The organism is Pseudomonas sp. lyk4-R2A-8 (assembly GCF_030209095.1).
GTDB classification, from domain to species: Bacteria; Pseudomonadota; Gammaproteobacteria; order Pseudomonadales; family Pseudomonadaceae; genus Aquipseudomonas; species Aquipseudomonas quebecensis.
This window is the reverse complement of sequence record NZ_JARVSS010000011.1, coordinates 277,125-294,183: the sequence shown is the minus strand read 5'-3', so window position 1 is coordinate 294,183 and position 17,059 is coordinate 277,125. Positions and strand designations below refer to the sequence as shown.

Here is a 17,059-nt window from a genome sequence, read left to right as displayed (position 1 = left end):
CCCCCCCTTCAGATGGAGTTTCCCCCCGCGATGAGTACCGCAGCCCGTGTAGCCCCGACGTTCCCAGACAGCATTTTTCGCGCCTACGATATTCGCGGCGTCGTACCCAAAACCCTGACCGCCGAAACCGCTTACTGGATTGGCCGCGCCATCGGTGCCCAAAGTCTGGCCCAAGGCGAGCCCAATGTCTGCGTCGGCCGCGATGGGCGCTTGTCCGGTCCGGAGCTGGTGGAGCAACTCATCCAGGGCTTGGCCGACAGCGGCTGCCATGTCAGCGATGTGGGCCTGGTGCCGACACCGGCGCTGTACTACGCGGCAAACGTCCTGGCCGGCAAGTCCGGCGTAATGCTCACTGGCAGCCACAACCCGTCGGACTACAACGGCTTCAAGATTGTCATTGCCGGCGACACCCTGGCCAATGAACAGATCCAGGCCCTGCACACACGCCTTAAAACCAATGACCTGACCAGCGGTCAGGGCAGCATCACCAAGGTCGACATCCTGCAGCGCTACTCCGATGAAATCACCGGCGACGTCAAACTGGAGCGCCGCCTGAAGGTGGTGGTGGACTGCGGCAACGGCGCGGCCGGTGTGATCGCCCCGCAATTGCTCGAAGCCCTGAACTGCGAGGTCGTCCCGCTGTTCTGCGACGTGGACGGCAACTTCCCCAATCACCACCCGGACCCGGGCAAACCTGAAAACCTGGTGGACCTGATCGCCAAGGTCAAGGAAACCGGCGCTGACGTCGGCCTGGCCTTCGACGGCGATGGCGATCGTGTGGGCGTGGTGACCAACACCGGCGTAAACGTGTTCGCCGACCGCCTGCTGATGCTGTTCGCCCGCGACGTGGTCAAGCGCAACCCCAACGCCGAGATCATCTTCGACGTGAAGTGCACCCGCCGTCTTACGCCGCTGATCAAGGAATATGGCGGTCGCCCGCTCATGTGGAAGACCGGTCACTCGTTGATCAAAAAGAAAATGAAGGAAACCGGCGCCCTGCTCGCCGGCGAAATGAGCGGCCACGTGTTCTTCAAGGAACGCTGGTTCGGCTTTGACGACGGCATTTACAGCGCCGCGCGCCTGCTGGAAATCCTCAGCAAGGAAAAATCCACCGCCGAAGAGCTGTTTCAGACCTTCCCGAACGATATTTCCACGCCAGAGATCAATATCCATGTGACCGAGGAGAGCAAATTCAGCATCATTGACGCTCTGCACGATGCGCAATGGGGTGAAGGCGCCAACCTGACGTCCATTGATGGTGTGCGAGTCGATTACGCCAAAGGCTGGGGCCTGGTTCGCGCCTCCAACACCACACCGGTGCTGGTGCTGCGTTTCGAGGCGGATACCGAGGCTGAGTTGCAGCGCATCAAGGACGTGTTCCACGCCCAGTTGAAACGTGTTGCCCCTGATCTCCAATTACCGTTCTGATTTTTACCGGAGCCCTGAATGACCCTCGAACGCGAAGCCGCTGCCAACACCGCCAAGGTCCTGTCCGAAGCGTTGCCTTACATTCGACGCTACGTCGGCAAGACGCTGGTAATCAAGTATGGCGGCAATGCCATGGAAAGCGACGAGCTCAAAACCGGCTTCGCCCGCGACATCGTGCTGATGAAGGCGGTGGGCATCAACCCGGTGGTCGTGCATGGCGGCGGCCCGCAAATCGGCGACCTGCTCAAGCGGTTGTCGATCGAGAGTCACTTTATCGATGGCATGCGCGTCACTGACGCGCAGACCATGGACGTCGTGGAGATGGTCCTCGGCGGCCAGGTAAACAAAGACATCGTTAACCTGATCAACCGTCACGGCGGCAGCGCCATCGGCCTGACCGGCAAGGACGCGGAGCTGATCCGCGCGAAAAAACTGACAGTGACCCGCCAGACGCCGGAAATGACTCAGCCGGAAATCATCGACATCGGCCAGGTGGGCGAAGTGATCGGCATCAATACCGATCTGCTGAACCTGCTGGTCAAAGGCGACTTCATCCCGGTGATCGCGCCAATCGGCGTAGGTGCCAACGGTGAGTCCTACAACATCAACGCCGACCTGGTGGCCGGCAAGGTGGCCGAGGCCCTGAAGGCTGAAAAGCTGATGCTGCTGACCAACATCGCCGGCCTGATGGACAAGCAAGGCAAGGTGTTGACCGGCCTGACCACCCAGCAAGTGGACGACTTGATCGCCGACGGCACCATCTACGGCGGCATGCTGCCCAAGATCCGTTGTGCACTGGAGGCCGTGCAGGGCGGGGTTGGCAGCTCGCTGATCCTGGATGGCCGGGTGCCGAATGCGATCCTGCTGGAAATTTTCACCGATACCGGTGTGGGCACGCTGATCAGTAATCGCAAGCGTCCTTAAACCGCTGACAACAAAAAGCCCCGCTCAACCTGATTGAGCGGGGCTTTTTTATGGTTCGGCGATTACTGAACGCCGAACTGCTCGCGGTATGCACGAACAGCAGGCAAGTGCTGCTTAAGCTGCGGATCATCTTCCAGGAACTGCAACACCTGGTTCAGCGACACGATGCTTACCACTGGAATGCCGAAATCGCGCTCCACTTCCTGGATCGCCGACAATTCACCGTTGCCGCGCTCCTGGCGGTTCAGTGCGATCAGCACACCGGCGGCCTTGGCGCCTTCCTGGGACGCGATGATCTGCATCACTTCACGGATCGCCGTGCCGGCAGTGATCACGTCGTCGATGATCAGCACATCACCGGTCAGTGGCGCGCCTACCAGGCTGCCGCCCTCGCCATGGGCCTTGGCTTCCTTGCGGTTGAAGCACCACGGCAAATCGCGCCCATGATGCTCGGCCAGGGCCACGGCCGTAGCGGCAGCCAAAGGGATGCCTTTGTAGGCAGGGCCAAACAGCACGTCGAAGGCAATACCGCTTTCAACGATGGCCGCCGCGTAGAAACGACCCAGCTGCGCCAGGGCGGAACCGGAGTTGAACAAGCCGGCATTGAAGAAGTACGGGCTGGTGCGCCCGGACTTGAGGGTGAACTCACCGAAGCGCAAAACCCCGCGATCGATGGCAAAACGAATGAAATCGCGTTGATACGCCTGCATGAAAAAAGCCTCAGATACCACGGATTTAGCTAATTAGGTAGACGGCGTGTATCATACACGCACGCGATTTTTGGGGCCATTTATGCGGATCATCAGTGTGAACGTTAATGGTATTCAGGCTGCAGTCGAGCGTGGTTTGCTCAGTTGGCTGCAAGCCCAGAATGCCGACGTCATCTGCCTGCAGGATACCCGCGCCTCCGCCTTTGAACTGGACGACCCAGCCTTCCAATTGGATGGCTACTTCCTTTATGCCTGCGATGCCGAAGTGCCCACTCAAGGTGGCGTGGCTTTGTACTCGCGGTTGCAACCCAAGGCGGTCATCAGCGGCCTCGGCTTCGAGACAGCCGACCGCTACGGGCGCTACCTGCAAGCCGATTTCGACAAGGTCAGCATCGCGACCTTGCTGCTTCCATCAGGGCAGAACGGCGATGAAGACTTGAACCAGAAATTCAAGCTAATGGACGATTTCGCCCGTTACCTGGATAAGCAGCGGCGCAAACGTCGCGAGTACATTTATTGTGGCTCGCTGTACGTGGCGCAACAGAAGCTGGATATCAAGAATTGGCGCGACAGCCAGCAATCTCCAGGCTTCCTGGCGCCGGAACGGGCCTGGATGGACGAGATTGTCGGCAACATGGGTTATGTCGATGCCCTGCGCGAAGTCAGCCGTGAAGGCGACCAGTACAGCTGGTGGCCGGACAACGAACAGGCCGAAATGCTCAACCTGGGCTGGCGTTTCGACTACCAGCTGCTGACCCCAGGCCTGCGCCGGTTCGTTCGCAGCGCGCGCTTGCCGCGCCAGCCGCGTTTCTCGCAGCATGCGCCGTTGATCGTGGACTACGACTGGACACTGACCATCTAAGGTCTTTTTCCAGGCACAAAAAAACCGACATCACTGTCGGTTTTTTTGTGGGCGGTCATTATTTAACCAGACGCCAGGTCAGCGGATAGCGATAAGCGATGCCGTTGTTGGCCTTGATGCCGCCGATGATGGTCAGCACCACCGTGGCAATCGCCAGGGCCATCATCAGGAAAAACCCAATCACGGCGAACGCGAGCACGATGCAGACCAACCAGGCGATAGCCACGGTGATCTGAAAGTTCAAGGCTTCCTTCCCCTGATCGTCGATGAACGGGTCCACTTCCTTCTTCATCTGCCACAGGATCAGCGGCCCCACGACACTGCCGAAAGGGAACACAAACCCGAGGAACGCCGCGAGGTGGCACAACATTGCACTCTGCCGAACCTCGTAGGAAGGCGTAGGTACCGGCATTTGGCTGTCATTCATGGCGCTTCTCCTTGAGGCGGTTTCAGTCGGCCAGGGCGGCGTTCTGCAGTTCGAAAATTTCGCTCATGCCTTTCTGGGCCAAGGCCAGCATGGCGTTCAGGTCGGCCGGCTGGAATGGCGCGCCTTCAGCGGTGCCCTGCACTTCGATGAAACCACCGGTGCTGGTCATCACCACGTTGAGGTCGGTTTCGGCGGCAGAGTCTTCCAGGTAATCCAGGTCCAGCACAGGCTCGCCCTGATACATGCCGACCGACACCGCGGCAATCATCTGTTTGAGTGGATCGCCGGCCTTGAGGCCGCCACGCTTCTTGATCACTTTCAGGGCGTCGACCAGGGCCACCATGGCGCCGGTAATGGACGCGGTGCGAGTACCGCCGTCGGCCTGGATTACGTCGCAATCGACATACAGGGTCACGTCGCCCAGCTTGGACATATCCAGGGCGGCGCGCAGGGAGCGACCGATCAGGCGCTGGATTTCCAAGGTACGACCGCCCTGCTTGCCTCGGCTGGCCTCACGCTGGTTACGCTCGCCGGTGGCGCGCGGCAACATGCCGTATTCGGCGGTCAACCAGCCCTGGCCCTGGCCCTTGAGGAAACGCGGCACGCCATTTTCGACGCTGACGGTGCAGATGACCTTGGTATCGCCAAACTCGACCAGTACGGATCCCTCGGCGTGTTTGGTGTAGTTGCGGGTGATGCGGATCGAGCGGAGCTGATCGGCAACGCGACCACTTGGACGTTTCATAGGGGATACCTGTACTGAGGACGAAAACTGCCGGGCATTATAGAGCCGCGAACCGCTTCGGGGCACTTCTAAAAATTCAGTTACGAATGCTCGGCCCGTCGCCCTTTGTTTGGGCGCATTCGTCCCACTGCGCTACAATCCTGCGCCTTCGCAGCCTGCCTGCTTCATTTACCCATCAGCCCGTGATCGCGGGACTGCAACGCGAGGTACCCGCATGGTGCACAGCATGACCGCCTTCGCCCGCGTCGAAAAAGCCGGCGTCCAGGGCACCCTGAGCTGGGAATTGCGCTCGGTCAACAGCCGCTACCTGGAGCCGCACCTGCGCCTGCCGGAGTCGTTCCGCGACCTCGAAGGCGCCGTGCGCGAAGCGCTGCGCCAGGGCATTTCCCGCGGCAAGCTGGAATGCACCCTGCGCTTTACCGAAGAAACTGCCGGCAAACCGCTGCAGGTCGACCGTGACCGCGCGGCACAACTGGTCGCCGCCGCCGAAACCATTGCCGGCCTGATCCAGCGGCCGGCCCCGCTCAACCCTCTGGAAGTGCTGGCCTGGCCCGGTGTATTGGTGGCCGACGCTGCCGACCCGCAGGCCCTCAATGCCGAGGCCCTCGCCCTGTTCAACCTGGGCTTGAAGGAGCTCAAGGCCGGTCGTGAGCGTGAAGGTGCCGAGCTGGCGCGCCTGATCAACGAGCGCCTGACCTCGATCGAAGAGGATGTGCTGATCCTGCGCGACCTGGTGCCACAGATGCTCGCCACACAGCGCCAGAAGGTGCTCGACCGTTTCGCCGACATGAAGGCTGACCTCGATCCGATGCGCCTTGAGCAGGAAATGGTGCTGCTGGCACAGAAAAGCGACGTTGCCGAAGAGCTCGACCGTCTGAGTACCCACATCCTGGAAGTGCGCCGCGTACTCAAGTCCGGCGGTGCCGCTGGTCGGCGCCTGGACTTCCTGATGCAGGAACTCAACCGCGAAGCCAATACACTGGGCTCCAAAGCCTTCGATCCGCGCAGCACACAGGCGGCGGTCAACCTCAAAGTGTTGATCGAGCAGATGCGCGAACAAGTACAGAATATTGAGTAAGGCAACCTCCATGACCCATAGCACCGGCACCCTTTACATCATTTCCGCCCCTTCGGGCGCGGGCAAGAGCAGTCTGGTCAAGGCCCTGACCGACACCAACGATCAAATCCGCATCTCGGTTTCCCACACCACTCGTGCCATGCGCCCGGGTGAAGTGAATGGCGTGCACTATCACTTCGTCGAGCGCACCGAGTTCGTGAAGATGATCGAACACGGTGACTTCCTGGAGCGCGCCGAAGTGTTCGGCAACCTCTATGGCACCTCGCAAAGCCACCTGCAGCAGACCCTGGACGAAGGCCACGACCTGATTCTGGAAATCGACTGGCAGGGCGCCGAGCAGGTGCGCAAATTGATGCCTAACGCGCGCTCGATCTTTATCCTGCCGCCCTCGCTGGAAGCCTTGCACCAGCGCCTGACCAATCGCGGCCAGGACAGCGACGAGATCATCGACGGCCGTATGCGTGAGGCGGTCAGCGAAATGAGCCACTACGTCGACTACGATTACCTGATTATCAACGACGATTTTTCCCACGCGCTGGATGACTTGAAGGCGATTTTCCGTGCCAATCAGCTCCAGCAGAAGCGGCAACAGCAGCGTTTTGGCAAATTACTGGCCGAATTGCTCGGCTGATTGACGCTTTCCAAAACCCCTGCAAGGGCTTTACATTGGCGCTTGCAGCGGTTTGGCGAGGTTCCGCGAAAAATCAGCGCTTCCCTAAACGCTGGTGATTTTTTAAACTGCTCAGTCCGCTCGCCCAACCGGGCAGCGCGCATCTTGCATTCGCTCCGAGGAATACCATGGCCCGCGTAACCGTTGAAGACTGCCTAGAACACGTGGATAACCGCTTTGAGCTGGTCATGCTCTCTACCAAGCGTGCCCGTCAACTGGCCACTGGCGGCAAAGAGCCCCTGGTCCAGTGGGAAAACGACAAGCCGACCGTTGTCGCCCTGCGTGAAATCGCCGAAGGCCTGATGAGCTACGAGTTCATCGCCAATGCCGAAATCGTTGAAGACGAACCGCTGTTCGCAGCGTTCGAGGACGAGTCCAACGAGGCCGTCTAAGCCTATGCCTGGTCGACGTAGCACGGCGCGGGGTCACAGCCATCGGCAGGAGTTCACACTTTGCCGAGCATAGACGCCCTCGCCGATCGCTTATCGGCCTACCTCGGCCCAGACCAGGTCAATCTGGTCCGCCGAGCGTATTTCTACGCCGAACAAGCCCACGACGGCCAACGCCGTCGCAGCGGCGAGGCGTATGTCACCCATCCTCTTGCGGTGGCCAATATTCTTGCGGACATGCACATGGACCATCAGAGCCTGATGGCCGCGATGCTGCATGACGTGATCGAAGACACCGGTATCGCCAAGGAAGCGCTCAGCTCCCAGTTCGGCGAAACCGTGGCCGAACTGGTCGACGGGGTCAGCAAACTGACCCAGATGAACTTCGAGACCAAGGCCGAAGCCCAGGCGGAAAACTTCCAGAAGATGGCCATGGCCATGGCCCGCGATATCCGCGTGATCCTGGTCAAGCTGGCCGACCGGCTGCACAACATGCGCACGCTGGAAGTGCTGTCCGGCGAAAAACGCCGGCGCATCGCCAAGGAAACCCTGGAAATCTACGCCCCCATCGCTAACCGGCTGGGCATGCACGCCATTCGCATCGAGTTCGAAGACCTCGGCTTCAAGGCGATGCACCCGATGCGTTCGGCGCGCATCTACCAGGCGGTCAAGCGCGCCCGGGGCAACCGCAAGGAAATCGTCAACAAGATCGAAGAGTCATTGAGCCATTGCCTGGCGATTGACGAGATCGAAGGCGAGGTCAGTGGCCGACAGAAGCACATCTACGGCATCTATAAGAAGATGCGCGGCAAACGTCGGGCCTTTAACGAAATCATGGACGTGTATGCGTTCCGGATCATCGTCGACAAGGTGGACACCTGCTACCGCGTACTCGGCGCTGTACATAATTTGTACAAGCCCCTGCCCGGCCGCTTCAAGGACTACATCGCCATTCCCAAAGCCAACGGCTATCAGTCGCTGCATACCACGCTGTTCGGGATGCATGGCGTGCCGATCGAGATCCAGATCCGCACTCGGGAAATGGAAGAGATGGCCAACAACGGCATCGCCGCCCATTGGCTGTACAAATCCAGTGGCGACGAACAGCCCAAGGGCACCCACGCCCGTGCTCGCCAGTGGGTCAAAGGCGTGCTGGAAATGCAGCAACGCGCGGGCAACTCCCTCGAATTTATCGAAAGCGTGAAAATCGACCTGTTCCCGGACGAGGTCTACGTGTTCACGCCCAAAGGCCGGATCATGGAGCTGCCCAAGGGCTCCACAGCGGTCGATTTCGCCTACGCGGTGCACACCGATGTGGGCAATAGCTGCATAGCCTGTCGGATCAACCGGCGCCTGGCCCCGCTGTCGGAGCCGCTGCAAAGCGGCTCCACCGTAGAGATCGTCAGCGCACCGGGCGCCCGCCCGAATCCGGCATGGCTCAATTTCGTGGTCACCGGCAAAGCCCGCACACACATTCGCCATGCTCTCAAACTGCAGCGCCGTTCCGAGTCCATCAGCCTGGGCGAACGCCTGCTGAACAAGGTGCTCAACGGCTTCGACAGCGCCCTGGACAAAATTCCTCAGGAGCGCGTGCAGGCGATGCTTCACGAATATCGCCAGGAAACCATCGAAGACCTGCTCGAAGACATCGGCCTGGGCAACCGCATGGCCTATGTGGTCGCCCGCCGCCTGCTGGGCGAAGGCGAACAACTGCCAAGCCCGGAAGGCCCACTGGCGATTCGCGGCACCGAGGGCCTGGTGCTCAGCTACGCCAAATGCTGCACACCGATCCCGGGCGATCCGATCGTCGGCCACTTGTCCGCCGGCAAAGGCATGGTGGTGCACCTGGACAACTGCCGCAACATCTCCGAAATCCGCCACAACCCGGAAAAATGCATCCAGCTCTCGTGGGCCAAGGATGTCACCGGCGAGTTCAATGTCGAGCTGCGCGTAGAGCTGGAACACCAGCGCGGCCTGATCGCTCTGCTGGCCAGCAGCGTCAATGCGGCCGACGGCAACATCGAGAAGATCAGCATGGACGAACGCGATGGTCGCATCAGCGTGGTCCAACTGGTGGTCAGCGTGCACGATCGCGTGCACCTGGCCCGCGTGATCAAGAAGCTGCGCGCCTTGACGGGAGTCATCCGCATCACCCGCATGCGTGCCTAGTACGTCATACCCTGCCACTGCCTATTACAAGGAGTCATTCATGACCAAGACTGTTATCACCAGCGACAAAGCCCCGGCCGCCATCGGTACTTACTCCCAGGCAATCAAGGCAGGCAACACCGTCTACATGTCCGGCCAGATCCCACTGGACCCAAAGACCATGGAACTGGTGGAAGGCTTCGAAGCCCAGACCGTGCAAGTCTTCGAAAACCTCAAGTCCGTGGCCGAGGCCGCCGGCGGTTCGTTCAAGGACATCGTCAAGCTGAACATCTTTCTCACCGACCTGAGCCACTTCGCCAAGGTCAACGAGATCATGGGCAAGTACTTCGAACAGCCTTACCCAGCCCGCGCCGCCATCGGCGTGGCAGCTCTGCCAAAGGGCGCGCAGGTTGAGATGGACGCGATTCTGGTCATCGAGTAAAACACCCGGCGCAGCCCCCACAGGCTGCGCCGACTTCGTTTTAAAAGGATTTCATCATGCGCAAAGCGCTTGTAGCCTCTTCATTGCTCGCCCTGTTGCTCGGCGGCTGCGCCAGCAACCCCGCCGATCAGGATGTAAGCGGTACCTGGATCAACCAGGCCGCCATCGATGCGGCAGCCAAGGGCGGCCCTTTGCGTGAAGCGCTGCAAAGCTTCGGCCCGAATCTGGAATGGGAGGTCAATACCAAGGCCTCCCAAGCGCGCTACTACAACGGTTTTGAAGTGGCGGAAGGCAAACTGCTTACGGAACAATCCGGCGCCTGGAGCGTGGGCTTCTACGGCAGCTCCGCCACCGAACTCAAGCGCAAAGGCAAGCAACTGCTGCAGGTGGCCAACGATAACGAGCCCGAGCAATTGTTCGCTCGCGCCAAGGACCCCGCCCCGGAAGGCGCGCCACTGGGCGCCAACTTCGAACGGGCGTTGTACGCCGCCTACCTGGGCGGCGACTGGAAGATCACCGACGGCTTCGGCAACGGCGCCATCGTGCAGTTCCAGGCCGATGGCAAGGTTGTCGGCCTGCCCAGGGTCGATCGGTATTCACTGTGCCTGGCCGGCGATTGCGCTTCCATGAGCGGCGGCTATGACAGCATCTGGCTGCAACTCAATGGTCAGGGCAACCCCTGGATTTTCATGCGCAAAGACAAGCAGTTGGAGATTTTCCAGGCGGTCAATACGGCGCAGGCGGACGAAGTACCTTCGTTTACGCCGGGCCCTCGCCAATGGCTGCTGGAAAAACAATAACCGCCCTGAATGAAAGTGAATGTGGGAGAGGGCAAACCCCTTCCCACCATTTTCAGACCGTGTTTCAGCCCTTGAGGATCGCCGCGTAGCCTTCCCGATACGTCGGGTATGTCGGCGTCCATCCCAAGGCCTTGATGCGCGCATTACTGCATTGCTTGCTCCCCGCACGCCGCACGCTCGCCTCGTCGGACCACTGCGTCACGCCCAGGTAATCGCGCAACCAGGCCACCACCTCGGCCAGCGGCGCCGGCGCGTCGTCCACACCGATGTAGACCTTATCCAGCGAACCGCCCTGCTCCACATGGCGCAGCAGGAATGCGAGCAAGCCCGCCGCATCATCCGCGTGGATCCGGTTGCCATATAAGGGCGGATCGACCGCCACCCGGTAACCCTTGCGCACCTGGGTCAGCAACCATTCGCGGCCAGGGCCATAAATACCGGTCAACCGCACGATGCTGGCCGCAATGCCGCTGTTCAAGGCGACCTGCTCGGCTTCGAGCATGATCTGACCGGAGTAGCCTTTGGCCTGAGTTTCAGACGTTTCGTCGACCCACTCGCCGTTCTGCTGCCCATACACACTGCTGCTGGACACAAACAGTAGATGTTTGGGTTGCTGGCCGTAATCGCCGAGCCACTCCAGCACATGCTGCAACCCCTGCACGTACGCCGCGCGATAGCCGGCTTCATCGTGATCGGTCGCGGCAGCGCAATACACCAGGTAATCCACTGCGCCGATCGGCCAGGTGTCCGGGCAGTCCTTTTTGAACAGGTCGCCGGCAATGCCGATCACTCCGTCGGGCAAGCGCGAAATGTCACGCCGCAGACCATGCACCTCCCATTCCGAGGCGAGCAATTGGCTGGCTAACCGACTCCCCACATCGCCACATCCGACAATCACAACAGAAGGCGCGGACATCATAAAACTCCGTATCGAAAGGTCTAGGTTAGCGCTGCCGGTTGACCGACGGCCAGAAAAACGGCAAATAAAGTTACTGTATTACTTCTGTTAACAAGAATTACTTGCAATAATGACCGCCCATTTGTCCTCGACCCTTGCTCAGGGTCTGGCAGGACAATCACTCATTCTTTCTCTCAGGTCCGGCCAGCATGACACGTAATACAACCCCCGCTTCGCCAACCAAGCCTCACAGTTCTTCCCGCGCCTGGCGCGCGATTGCTGCGGTGCTGTTCAGCGTTCTGCTGGCACCGACCGCCGCATTCGCCGACGCCACCGCGCCAGCCACGCCCACTGCCGCCGAGCAGAGCGCCGCCGCACCGGCTGCACCGGTTGCCGCGCCGGCCGCCACCGATCCGGCCGCAGCGGCCGCGGACGACACCGGCGTAGTGCTTGAAGAGAACAACACCCTGGGCATGGCCCATGACCTGTCGCCATGGGGCATGTACCAGAACGCAGACGTGGTAGTGAAGGCCGTGATGATCGGCCTGGCCATTGCCTCGATCATCACCTGGACCATCTGGATTGCCAAAGGCTTCGAGCTGTTGGGCGCCAAGCGCCGTCTGCGCACTGAAATCGTCCATCTGAAAAAGGCCGCCACCCTCAAGGAAGCCAGCGAAAGCGCCACCAAGAAAGGCACCCTGGCCAATACCCTGGTGCACGATGCGCTGGAAGAGATGCGCCTGTCGGCCAACACCCGCGAAAAAGAAGGCATCAAGGAGCGCGTAGCGTTCCGCCTGGAGCGCCTGGTGGCCGCCTGCGGTCGCAACATGAGCAGCGGCACCGGCGTGCTGGCGACCATCGGTTCAACTGCGCCGTTCGTCGGTCTGTTCGGCACCGTGTGGGGCATCATGAACAGCTTCATCGGCATCGCCAAAACCCAGACCACCAACCTCGCCGTCGTTGCCCCCGGCATCGCCGAAGCCTTGCTGGCAACCGCCCTCGGGTTGGTCGCCGCGATTCCTGCGGTGGTGATTTACAACGTCTTCGCCCGTTCGATTGCCGGCTACAAGGCTCAGGTATCGGACGCGTCGGCGGAGGTTCTGCTGCTGGTCAGCCGCGACCTCGATCACCTGCCTACCGAGCGCAGCTCGCAACCGCACATGGTGAAAGTGGGGTAATCGGCCATGGGCCTGCATTTGAATCAAGGCGACGACGAACTCGTCGAGAACCACGAAATCAACGTCACGCCGTTTATCGACGTGATGCTGGTGCTGCTGATCATCTTCATGGTGGCCGCACCGCTGGCAACTGTGGACATCAAGGTCGACCTGCCCGCCTCCAGCGCCAAACCGGCGCCACGCCCGGAAAAGCCGATCTTCCTCAGCGTCAAGGCGGATCAACGCCTGTTCCTGGGTGAAGAAGAAGTCAAGACCGAAACCCTGGGCCCGGTGCTCGACGCCAAGACCCAAGGCAAGAAAGACACGACGATCTTCTTCCAGGCTGACAAAGGCGTGGACTACGGCGATCTGATGAGCGTGATGGATGCCCTGCGCGCGGCCGGCTACCTCAAGGTTGGCCTGGTTGGACTTGAGACGGCAGCCAAGAAATGATCACGACGCGCCACAAACTGACGCGTTATGGCACCAGCCTCGCCGTCGTGCTGGGCGTGCATGCCATCGCGATTGCCATCGCACTCCATTGGTCGGCGCCGCGTACGGTGCAATTGCCGCCGGCGGCCATGGTCATCGACCTGGCGCCTGCGCCTGCGCCTGCGCCACCACCACCGCCGGCCCCGCCGAAGGTGGTGACGCCGCCGCAACCGCCCGCGCCGGTGGAAGAGTTGCCGCTGCCGAAAATGGCCGAGGCGCCCAAGCCGACGATCCAGGTGCCCAAGCCGGTCAAGCCCAAGCCCAAACCCCAGCCGCCCAAGCCGGTGGAAAAAAAGCCCGAGCCACCCAAGGAGAAACCGTCCGAGGAGCCGCCGAGCGATACGCCGCCGACCCAGGCGCCACCGCAGAAATCGGCACAGCCTGCTCCGGGGCCGTCGCCGCAACAGCTCGCGGCCAAGGCGTCCTGGGAAGGCACTTTGCTGGCGCACTTGCAGAAGTACAAGAAGTACCCGCCAGGCGCGCAGGCACGTGGCAAGGAAGGCTTGAACCGCCTGAAGTTCGTGGTCGACGCTGAAGGCAATGTGCTGTCGTACGAGTTGGTGGGGCTCTCCGGCAACGCCGACCTGGACCGCGCCACCCTGGACATGATCCGTCGTGCCCAGCCGCTGCCCAAACCGCCGGCCGATATGGTCAAGAGCGGCAGCATCGAGATCGTTGCACCGTTCGTGTACAACATCGAAAAGCGTCGTCGCTGAACATGAGCATGGCGAGGGGTAACCCTCGCCACTTTCAGGAAAATCCTCGGCACTTCCCACTCAATCCCTTACAAACTTCTGATAACGTGCGTCTATCGATTGCAGCCGGTATGCTTGGCTCGCAACCTCATGGACGCCCGCTATGACTCTTACAGAATTACGCTACATCGTGACCCTCGCCCAAGAGCAACACTTTGGCCATGCGGCCGAGCGCTGCCATGTCAGCCAGCCGACGCTGTCGGTGGGCGTGAAAAAGCTTGAAGACGAACTCGGTGTGCTGATTTTCGAGCGCAGCAAGAGCGCCGTGCGCCTCACGCCAGTAGGCGAAGGTATCGTCGCCCAGGCCCAGAAGGTGCTGGAACAGGCGCAAAGCATTCGCGAGCTGGCCCAGGCCGGCAAGAACCAGCTCACCGCGCCGCTCAAGGTCGGGGCCATCTACACCGTCGGCCCGTACCTGTTCCCGCACCTGATCCCGCAACTGCACCGCGTCGCGCCGCAGATGCCGTTGTATATCGAAGAAAACTTCACCCACGTACTGCGCGACAAACTGCGCAACGGCGAGCTGGACGCAATCATCATCGCCCTGCCGTTCAACGAAGCGGATGTGCTCACCCTGCAGCTCTACGACGAGCCGTTCCAGGTGCTGATGCCCGCTTCCCACCCGTGGACCAAAAAAGCCACCATCGACGCCGCTCTGCTCAACGACAAGAGCCTGCTGCTGCTCGGCGAAGGCCACTGTTTCCGCGACCAGGTGCTGGAAGCCTGCCCGACCCTCACCAAAGGCAACGACGGCGCCAAGCACACCACGGTGGAATCCAGCTCCCTGGAAACCATTCGCCACATGGTCGCTTCGGGCCTGGGCATCTCGATCCTGCCGTTGTCGGCGGTGGACAGTCATCATTACGCCCCTGGCGTGATCGAAGTGCGCCCACTGACGCCACCGGTGCCGTTCCGTACCGTGGCGATCGCCTGGCGCGCCAGTTTCCCACGGCCCAAGGCGATTGAGATCCTCGCCGACTCGGTCCGCCTGTGCTCGGTGGCCAAGCCGCCTGCCGCCGCGAGCTGATCCGTCGTATGACTGAGCTGTCGCAGGTGCCGGTGACGGCACTCAAGGGTGTCGGGGACGCCATGGCCGAGAAGTTGGCCAAGGTCGGCCTGGAGAACCTTCAGGACGTACTGTTCCACCTGCCCCTGCGTTATCAGGACCGCACTCGCGTGGTGCCCATCGGCCAGCTTCGCCCTGGGCAGGACGCGGTGGTCGAAGGTACGGTCAGCGGCGCCGACGTGGTAATGGGCAAGCGCCGCAGCCTGGTGGTGCGCCTGCAGGATGGTACCGGCGGCCTTAGCCTGCGCTTCTACCATTTCAGCAATGCACAGAAAGAAGGCCTTAAACGCGGTACTCGCGTGCGCTGTTACGGCGAAGCCCGCCCCGGCGCCTCGGGCCTGGAAATCTACCACCCGGAATACCGTGCAATCACCGGCGACGAACCGCCGCCGGTAGACACCACCCTCACTCCGATCTACCCGCTCACCGAAGGCCTGACTCAACAACGCCTGCGCCAATTGTGCATGCAGACGCTGACGATGCTCGGCCCGACCAGCCTGCCGGACTGGCTGCCCCTGGAGCTGGCCCGCGACTATCAACTGGCGCCGCTGGCCGATGCGATTCGCTACCTGCATCACCCGCCCGCCGACGCCGACGTGGACGAGCTGGCCCTGGGTCATCATTGGGCCCAGCATCGCCTGGCCTTCGAAGAGCTGCTGACCCACCAACTGTCCCAGCAACGCCTGCGCGAAAGCATGCGCTCGCTGCGCGCGCCGGCAATGCCCAAGGCCACGCGCCTGCCCGCGCAATACCTGGCCAACCTCGGGTTTGCGCCGACCGGCGCCCAGCAGCGCGTGGGCAACGAAATCGCCTACGACCTCAGCCAGCAGGAACCCATGCTGCGCCTGATCCAGGGCGACGTCGGCGCAGGCAAGACGGTGGTCGCCGCCCTCGCCGCGCTGCAGGCGCTGGAAGCCGGTTACCAGGTGGCGCTGATGGCGCCTACCGAGATTCTCGCCGAACAGCACTTCATCACTTTCAAGCGCTGGCTGGAGCCGCTGGGCCTGGAAGTCGCCTGGCTGGCCGGCAAGCTCAAGGGCAAGAACCGCGCCGCCGCGCTGGAGCAGATCGCCGCTGGCGCACCGATGGTGGTGGGCACCCACGCACTGTTCCAGGACGAAGTGCAGTTCAAGAACCTGGCCCTGGTGATCATCGACGAACAACACCGCTTCGGCGTGCAACAGCGTCTGGCCCTGCGCCAGAAAGGCGTGGGCGGGCGCATGAGCCCGCACCAACTGATCATGACCGCCACGCCGATCCCGCGCACCCTGGCGATGAGCGCCTACGCCGACCTCGACACCTCGATCCTCGATGAACTGCCGCCCGGCCGCACGCCGGTCAACACCGTGCTGGTCACCGACACGCGGCGGGTCGAGGTGATCGAACGCGTGCGCGGTGCCTGCGCCGAAGGCCGCCAGGCCTATTGGGTCTGCACCCTGATCGAAGAGTCCGAGGAACTGACCTGTCAGGCCGCCGGGACTACCTATGAAGACCTCACCAGCGCCCTGGGCGAGCTCAAGGTCGGGCTGATCCATGGCCGTATGAAACCGGCGGAAAAAGCGGCGGTGATGGCCGAATTCAAGGCCGGCAACCTGCAACTGCTGGTCGCCACCACGGTGATCGAGGTTGGCGTGGACGTGCCCAATGCCAGCCTGATGATCATCGAGAACCCCGAACGCCTGGGCCTGGCGCAGTTGCACCAGCTGCGCGGGCGCGTGGGCCGAGGCAGCGCCGCCAGCCACTGCGTGCTGCTGTACCACCCGCCGCTGTCGCAGATCGGCCGCCAGCGCCTGGGCATCATGCGCGAAACCAACGACGGTTTTGTGATTGCCGAAAAAGACCTCGAACTGCGCGGCCCCGGTGAAATGCTCGGCACCCGCCAGACCGGCCTGCTGCAATTCAAGGTAGCCGATCTGATGCGTGACGCCGACCTGCTGCCCGCCGTGCGCGATGCCGCCCAAGCCCTGCTGGAACGCTGGCCGGATCACGTCAGCCCGTTGCTGGACCGCTGGCTGCGACACGGCCAGCAATACGGCCAGGTTTAACGCTGTCGAAGGAAAAACCGTCG

17 protein-coding genes and 1 pseudogene are annotated in these 17,059 nt (G+C 61.6%); 14 read left to right on the top strand and 4 right to left on the bottom strand.

The annotated features are described in order from the left end of the window. Positions 1 to 6 precede the first annotated feature (6 nt). Together QRN10_RS12250 and argB are read left to right on the top strand one after the other, a co-directional pair. Positions 7 to 1,428: pseudogene (locus QRN10_RS12250) on the top strand (phosphomannomutase/phosphoglucomutase); the annotation flags it as partial. Positions 1,429 to 1,446: 18 nt separating this feature from the next. After that, on the top strand, positions 1,447 to 2,352 hold the full coding sequence (argB, locus tag QRN10_RS12245) for an acetylglutamate kinase (protein ID WP_003176913.1): 906 nt from the start codon (positions 1,447 to 1,449) through the stop codon (positions 2,350 to 2,352). Positions 2,353 to 2,414: 62 nt separating this feature from the next. Here argB and pyrE read toward each other — a convergent pair whose 3' ends face one another. Further along, entirely contained in the window at positions 2,415 to 3,062 is a 648-nt protein-coding gene (gene pyrE, locus QRN10_RS12240) for an orotate phosphoribosyltransferase (RefSeq protein ID WP_266245062.1), read from the bottom strand. 82 nt (positions 3,063 to 3,144) lie between these two features. On the opposite strand from pyrE, the gene crc reads away from it, so the two are divergent. Then, entirely contained in the window at positions 3,145 to 3,924 is a 780-nt protein-coding gene (gene crc / locus QRN10_RS12235) for a catabolite repression control protein Crc (protein ID WP_003195493.1), read from the top strand. Positions 3,925 to 3,982: 58 nt separating this feature from the next. On the opposite strand, the gene QRN10_RS12230 is transcribed toward crc, so the two are convergent. After that, complete coding sequence (locus tag QRN10_RS12230) at positions 3,983 to 4,351, bottom strand: DUF4870 domain-containing protein (protein WP_181076266.1); 369 nt, start codon at positions 4,349 to 4,351, stop codon at positions 3,983 to 3,985. 22 nt (positions 4,352 to 4,373) lie between these two features. Then, entirely contained in the window at positions 4,374 to 5,096 is a 723-nt protein-coding gene (rph, locus tag QRN10_RS12225; RefSeq protein WP_034101482.1) for a ribonuclease PH, read from the bottom strand. A gap of 214 nt (positions 5,097 to 5,310) precedes the next feature. On the opposite strand from rph, the gene QRN10_RS12220 reads away from it, so the two are divergent. The 6 genes from QRN10_RS12220 (at position 5,311) to QRN10_RS12195 (ending at position 10,623) form a co-directional block, all read left to right on the top strand. Then, on the top strand, positions 5,311 to 6,174 hold the full coding sequence (locus QRN10_RS12220) for a YicC/YloC family endoribonuclease (protein WP_181076264.1): 864 nt from the start codon (positions 5,311 to 5,313) through the stop codon (positions 6,172 to 6,174). 10 nt (positions 6,175 to 6,184) lie between these two features. Then, positions 6,185 to 6,805: a guanylate kinase gene (gene gmk / locus QRN10_RS12215; RefSeq protein WP_181076262.1), complete on the top strand. Its 621-nt coding sequence runs from the start codon at positions 6,185 to 6,187 to the stop codon at positions 6,803 to 6,805. Positions 6,806 to 6,972: 167 nt separating this feature from the next. Further along, positions 6,973 to 7,236 carry a DNA-directed RNA polymerase subunit omega gene (gene rpoZ, locus QRN10_RS12210; protein ID WP_003176920.1) on the top strand — a complete coding sequence of 88 codons (264 nt, stop codon included), beginning with the start codon at positions 6,973 to 6,975 and terminating at the stop codon, positions 7,234 to 7,236. Between the two features lie 60 nt (positions 7,237 to 7,296). Beyond that, positions 7,297 to 9,402 carry a bifunctional GTP diphosphokinase/guanosine-3',5'-bis pyrophosphate 3'-pyrophosphohydrolase gene (gene spoT, locus QRN10_RS12205; protein WP_181076261.1) on the top strand — a complete coding sequence of 702 codons (2,106 nt, stop codon included), beginning with the start codon at positions 7,297 to 7,299 and terminating at the stop codon, positions 9,400 to 9,402. 40 nt (positions 9,403 to 9,442) lie between these two features. After that, positions 9,443 to 9,823 (top strand): deaminase RidA, encoded by a 381-nt coding sequence (gene ridA / locus QRN10_RS12200; protein ID WP_003176922.1) that lies wholly within the window; start codon positions 9,443 to 9,445, stop codon positions 9,821 to 9,823. Between the two features lie 56 nt (positions 9,824 to 9,879). Beyond that, the gene (locus tag QRN10_RS12195) at positions 9,880 to 10,623 is read left to right on the top strand and encodes a hypothetical protein (protein WP_253509791.1); all 744 of its coding nucleotides are present in this window, start codon (positions 9,880 to 9,882) and stop codon (positions 10,621 to 10,623) included. A 64-nt stretch (positions 10,624 to 10,687) separates the two neighbouring features. Here the strand turns inward: QRN10_RS12195 and QRN10_RS12190 are convergent, their stop codons facing one another. Further along, a complete protein-coding gene (locus tag QRN10_RS12190) occupies positions 10,688 to 11,539 on the bottom strand; it encodes an SDR family oxidoreductase (protein WP_181076257.1) in 852 nt (283 codons plus the stop codon). A 191-nt stretch (positions 11,540 to 11,730) separates the two neighbouring features. Here QRN10_RS12190 and exbB point away from each other — a divergent pair, with 191 nt between their 5' ends. The 5 genes from exbB to recG all read left to right on the top strand — a co-directional run bounded on the left by exbB (position 11,731) and on the right by recG (position 17,036). Beyond that, the gene (gene exbB, locus QRN10_RS12185) at positions 11,731 to 12,699 is read left to right on the top strand and encodes a tonB-system energizer ExbB (RefSeq protein ID WP_285428464.1); all 969 of its coding nucleotides are present in this window, start codon (positions 11,731 to 11,733) and stop codon (positions 12,697 to 12,699) included. A 6-nt stretch (positions 12,700 to 12,705) separates the two neighbouring features. Then, positions 12,706 to 13,131, top strand: a complete 426-nt coding sequence (gene exbD / locus QRN10_RS12180; RefSeq protein ID WP_017526806.1) for a TonB system transport protein ExbD — start codon at positions 12,706 to 12,708, stop codon at positions 13,129 to 13,131. Continuing rightward, complete coding sequence (locus QRN10_RS12175; protein ID WP_285428463.1) at positions 13,128 to 13,886, top strand: TonB family protein; 759 nt, start codon at positions 13,128 to 13,130, stop codon at positions 13,884 to 13,886. The genes exbD and QRN10_RS12175 overlap by 4 nt, the downstream gene beginning before the upstream one ends. A 142-nt stretch (positions 13,887 to 14,028) precedes the next feature. Further along, complete coding sequence (locus QRN10_RS12170; RefSeq protein WP_181076254.1) at positions 14,029 to 14,952, top strand: hydrogen peroxide-inducible genes activator; 924 nt, start codon at positions 14,029 to 14,031, stop codon at positions 14,950 to 14,952. An 8-nt stretch (positions 14,953 to 14,960) separates the two neighbouring features. Then, complete coding sequence (gene recG, locus QRN10_RS12165) at positions 14,961 to 17,036, top strand: ATP-dependent DNA helicase RecG (RefSeq protein ID WP_285428462.1); 2,076 nt, start codon at positions 14,961 to 14,963, stop codon at positions 17,034 to 17,036. Positions 17,037 to 17,059: the final 23 nt, after the last annotated feature.

Bases quoted from the DNA above. Each gene is read 5' to 3' on its own strand.
- argB (WP_003176913.1), top strand. From the start codon at position 1,447: ATGACCCTCGAACGCGAAGCCGCTGCCAACACCGCCAAGGTCCTGTCC.
- pyrE (WP_266245062.1), bottom strand. From the start codon at position 3,062: ATGCAGGCGTATCAACGCGATTTCATTCGTTTTGCCATCGATCGCGGG.
- crc (WP_003195493.1), top strand. From the start codon at position 3,145: ATGCGGATCATCAGTGTGAACGTTAATGGTATTCAGGCTGCAGTCGAG.
- QRN10_RS12230 (WP_181076266.1), bottom strand. From the start codon at position 4,351: ATGAATGACAGCCAAATGCCGGTACCTACGCCTTCCTACGAGGTTCGG.
- rph (WP_034101482.1), bottom strand. From the start codon at position 5,096: ATGAAACGTCCAAGTGGTCGCGTTGCCGATCAGCTCCGCTCGATCCGC.
- QRN10_RS12220 (WP_181076264.1), top strand. From the start codon at position 5,311: ATGGTGCACAGCATGACCGCCTTCGCCCGCGTCGAAAAAGCCGGCGTC.
- gmk (WP_181076262.1), top strand. From the start codon at position 6,185: ATGACCCATAGCACCGGCACCCTTTACATCATTTCCGCCCCTTCGGGC.
- rpoZ (WP_003176920.1), top strand. From the start codon at position 6,973: ATGGCCCGCGTAACCGTTGAAGACTGCCTAGAACACGTGGATAACCGC.
- ridA (WP_003176922.1), top strand. From the start codon at position 9,443: ATGACCAAGACTGTTATCACCAGCGACAAAGCCCCGGCCGCCATCGGT.
- QRN10_RS12195 (WP_253509791.1), top strand. From the start codon at position 9,880: ATGCGCAAAGCGCTTGTAGCCTCTTCATTGCTCGCCCTGTTGCTCGGC.
- QRN10_RS12190 (WP_181076257.1), bottom strand. From the start codon at position 11,539: ATGTCCGCGCCTTCTGTTGTGATTGTCGGATGTGGCGATGTGGGGAGT.
- exbB (WP_285428464.1), top strand. From the start codon at position 11,731: ATGACACGTAATACAACCCCCGCTTCGCCAACCAAGCCTCACAGTTCT.
- exbD (WP_017526806.1), top strand. From the start codon at position 12,706: ATGGGCCTGCATTTGAATCAAGGCGACGACGAACTCGTCGAGAACCAC.
- QRN10_RS12175 (WP_285428463.1), top strand. From the start codon at position 13,128: ATGATCACGACGCGCCACAAACTGACGCGTTATGGCACCAGCCTCGCC.
- QRN10_RS12170 (WP_181076254.1), top strand. From the start codon at position 14,029: ATGACTCTTACAGAATTACGCTACATCGTGACCCTCGCCCAAGAGCAA.
- recG (WP_285428462.1), top strand. From the start codon at position 14,961: ATGACTGAGCTGTCGCAGGTGCCGGTGACGGCACTCAAGGGTGTCGGG.